This window comes from Succinivibrio sp. (genome assembly GCF_045124615.1).
In the GTDB taxonomy this organism is placed as follows: Bacteria; Pseudomonadota; Gammaproteobacteria; order Enterobacterales; family Succinivibrionaceae; genus Succinivibrio; species Succinivibrio faecicola.
This window is the reverse complement of the sequence record NZ_JBGVMC010000384.1, coordinates 1-3,100: the sequence shown is the minus strand read 5'-3', so window position 1 is coordinate 3,100 and position 3,100 is coordinate 1. Positions and strand designations below refer to the sequence as shown.

The window sequence follows — 3,100 nt, the reverse complement described above, 5'->3', positions numbered from 1 at the left end:
ACGAATGGTGGCGCTTGTGCTGTTCCCTCAGGAAATTGATAATAGGCATACGGAAGTCCGATACTGCTAACCATAGATGCTATTTGTTTGTATGTCATTTTCAGCCTCCTAACTCCCTTTTGAGCCTTTGTTCAAACTCTTTTATAGCCCACTGCTCAACCTTATGAATGTGCGGCCTTGCTGATGCTTCACCAACTGTTCGACCACCATTTCTCAGGACATGACCATATTCAAGCAGATGCGCAAGATTGTAAGTGCCTTTTTTACCATAAATCACAGCACCTGTGCGCAATCTTCCTTTATCTAGCTTGTAAGTCCATCCTTTTGAGTATTGATGTTTTGATTTTCCCTCTCTCTTTGGTGATTCAGCCTTTAACTTATTAACGGAATCCTTTGCCACATCAGCAACAATCTTTTCCGTCACCTGAATGACCTCTTCACTATAATCTTCAAGGTACTTGTTTATTGCGCTTTCAATACCCTCTTTTAAATTGAATCGTGAACTGCTTACTACTGCCATAAATCAACCTCAAGTGTTTGTTCCACCTTTGCGCTCAACATATAGCTCTATAATGTCTGTACGTCTTAAATAAGTACGATACACGGCATATGTTTTGCCTTGGTACTCAACAATGGATTCTCCAGAGTAATCACCGAAAAACATTGTGAACTTGAACTCAGGATTCAAACCATTGCGACCACCCTCAAAGAACTCCGCTCTTGTTATGCTATCCACTTGGCACATAACCTGTTTAGATGTCTTTGTGGCAATCCAACGACCATAATCGTCTTGTGTCCGTGATTCACTTATTAGATTGATTACGTCTGATCTATCCATACTGTGTACCCTGTTGCCATTGAAAGCTGTGCCTTTTGCTCGTCATAACTTCTCTTTAGCCTGTCATAGTCATCAGGCTCACCAAAGTTGAGTTTGCAATATGTAGTTATCGCCCTGGAAACAATTGCATCTATCTCATCAGGAATAACGACACCAGCAATGCCAAGATCCATCTGAGCAGCATCAATCAGATCGTTGAGCTCTGAATCAAAAGCATCTGTTGTTATTCTGAGCGCAAGTTTTACTTTCTCAAGCATGATTTTAGTCCTCTTTTTTCTTCTTTGGCTTTTCAGCCTTGGTTTCAACGACAGCCTTTTTCTCTGCTACTTTCTCAGCAAAGCCAAGAGAGAGAAGCCTCTCAGCCTCCCTCTCGTCAACTTCTATCTCTGAGCCTTTTGCAAAGAAAATTCTGCTGTCTAAAAGCATTTTTATCTTCATAGGCTCACCTCTTTATCAAGCGCCTGTCTTTGTGATTACTGCAAATCTTCCGCAAGCGGTTACGCCATGGCCCATAGGAAGTCTGCCAACAACCTTGATGAGATCGCTCTCAGCAAGTGAAAGGTCATCAACCTTGATTGTAGGCTCATAGCCATTTGTGAAGTTTACACTCTCGCCCTGGAGATCACCAACGATTGCAATCTTGTTTACTGCTCCACTTGCAGGAGTTGCTGTTGCAACGTCAAGAGTGTTGTTGAACAGTACCTCAAGACCATCAAAAGGATCTACTGCATAACCAGCAGCCATTGCAAGGCCCTTGTAGTATGCGTATGACTGCTTGTTCATGATGACTACAGAATTCTGAGCCTCATCTGAAAGAGCAGCGATTGCATTAACAATGTCAGAAATACCTGTGCTCTCAACATGAGCAACAGATGCAGCTGTCTTTGTTGCTGTTGTAGGAGCTGATGTGATGTCAGCAACTACTGTATCAGCAGCGAGCTTAATGATTCTGTACTCGATCTCATCCATGATGTAATCAAGGAATGCCTGACCTCTGAGGTCAAATGCCTCATCAGAAATTGTGAGCCACTTCTTAAGTGTTTCAGGAACAAGTGAAACAATACCAAGATTGAGTGTCTCAGGATCTGGAGCAGCAGCGCCCTCTGCGTGAACAGCTGCTGGAGTAGCTGAAAGCTCAAAACCAACTTTAAGGATGCCCTTAACGTTTGATCTCTTTACTCTTGAAAGAATTGCATCATTCTCCCATGCTGTTCTGATTCTGTCCTCAACAGATGTAGGAACAGCAACACCAGATGTGGGATCGCTAGCGCCAACACCGAGCTCTGTGAGCACGGAACGAACTTCCTTGTCATCTCCTGTCTTGATATATTCTGCGTATGCGTTTACATACTGCTCTGAACTTCTTACCTCTTCGAATGTAAGTGCCATTTTTCTTTCCTCCTGTTTTTCGATTTCTTTTCCAGCACCCTCGGCAACTGCTGCCTGTGCCTTTTTCATTTTCTCAACGATTGCAGCCTTACGCTCTTCAAGAGCTGTGACTTCTGCGCTGAGAGTTTCAAGATCAGCATTTTCTGCTGTCATTTCTTCCTTGATTTCCATGGAGCGGTTTTCAACTCCCTCCATATCAAGGGCCTTGATCTCTTCAATAGTCATGATTTAACCCTCCATTAAACTATTTATTCTTGTTTCAAGAGCCTCAAGCTGTGCTTTTCTCTCTTCGGCTTTTCTCTGTCTTTCGCTCTCCAGCTTAGCCTTTGCACTCTCCAGTGCCTCAGCATCAGATCTTGCCTCAATTGACGTTGCTTCGTAAGCAGGTGATGTCACCGCACTCACTTCAAATACGCTTGAAATACTCTCTATATGTCGAGTAGGATAGTCGGAATCGAGATCAGTCCAACTTTCCTTATCAACCAAAAATGCAAAGGACATCCCTGAGATGTCTCCACGACTAACAGCAGAATATAGCTCTTTAGCTGTTGCGTTGTTCTCTGTGTCGAGCTTAGCTCTGATATTCAAGCCACCCTGCACCTTTTCCAACTGCATTGTGCTGTTAGCATTGTTATTTCTTGACCTTGCAAGTGGGATCATTGAGAAATTGTGATTGACCAGGAAACGCACATCCTTTAAGTCTGTGTTATCAAGCGCACCCTCATCAATAGTCTCTCTGAACATTCCACCGACATCATATGTGTCACCAAATACAATAGGCTGTCCTGTGATAAAATCACCATTAGCCTCATCATTGGCTGCTCTTACTTCACATTTGAAATCACGATAAAATTTGTCATTCATCTTTTCCAT

Annotated in this window: 6 protein-coding genes; all 6 read right to left on the bottom strand. The window is 43.0% G+C overall.

Annotation, left to right across the window (positions count from 1 at the left end):
- Positions 1-100 precede the first annotated feature (100 nt).
- Entirely contained in the window at positions 101-520 is a 420-nt protein-coding gene (locus ACJML3_RS10235) for an HK97 gp10 family phage protein (RefSeq protein WP_406022946.1), read from the bottom strand.
- Between the two features lie 9 nt (positions 521-529).
- A complete protein-coding gene (locus ACJML3_RS10230) occupies positions 530-838 on the bottom strand; it encodes a phage head closure protein (protein WP_406022944.1) in 309 nt (102 codons plus the stop codon).
- Positions 820-1,095 (bottom strand): hypothetical protein, encoded by a 276-nt coding sequence (locus ACJML3_RS10225; protein WP_406022942.1) that lies wholly within the window; start codon positions 1,093-1,095, stop codon positions 820-822. The genes ACJML3_RS10230 and ACJML3_RS10225 overlap by 19 nt, the downstream gene beginning before the upstream one ends.
- 4 nt (positions 1,096-1,099) lie before the next feature.
- The gene (locus ACJML3_RS10220) at positions 1,100-1,276 is read right to left on the bottom strand and encodes a hypothetical protein (RefSeq protein WP_406022940.1); all 177 of its coding nucleotides are present in this window, start codon (positions 1,274-1,276) and stop codon (positions 1,100-1,102) included.
- A 15-nt stretch (positions 1,277-1,291) separates the two neighbouring features.
- Positions 1,292-2,452 carry a phage major capsid protein gene (locus ACJML3_RS10215; RefSeq protein ID WP_406022938.1) on the bottom strand — a complete coding sequence of 387 codons (1,161 nt, stop codon included), beginning with the start codon at positions 2,450-2,452 and terminating at the stop codon, positions 1,292-1,294.
- 3 nt (positions 2,453-2,455) lie between these two features.
- The coding region (locus tag ACJML3_RS10210; RefSeq protein ID WP_406022936.1) for an HK97 family phage prohead protease at positions 2,456-3,100 on the bottom strand (645 nt) is incomplete at its 5' end.

Bases quoted from the DNA above. Each gene is read 5' to 3' on its own strand.
- ACJML3_RS10235 (WP_406022946.1), bottom strand. From the start codon at position 520: ATGGCAGTAGTAAGCAGTTCACGATTCAATTTAAAAGAGGGTATTGAA.
- ACJML3_RS10230 (WP_406022944.1), bottom strand. From the start codon at position 838: ATGGATAGATCAGACGTAATCAATCTAATAAGTGAATCACGGACACAA.
- ACJML3_RS10225 (WP_406022942.1), bottom strand. From the start codon at position 1,095: ATGCTTGAGAAAGTAAAACTTGCGCTCAGAATAACAACAGATGCTTTT.
- ACJML3_RS10220 (WP_406022940.1), bottom strand. From the start codon at position 1,276: ATGAAGATAAAAATGCTTTTAGACAGCAGAATTTTCTTTGCAAAAGGC.
- ACJML3_RS10215 (WP_406022938.1), bottom strand. From the start codon at position 2,452: ATGACTATTGAAGAGATCAAGGCCCTTGATATGGAGGGAGTTGAAAAC.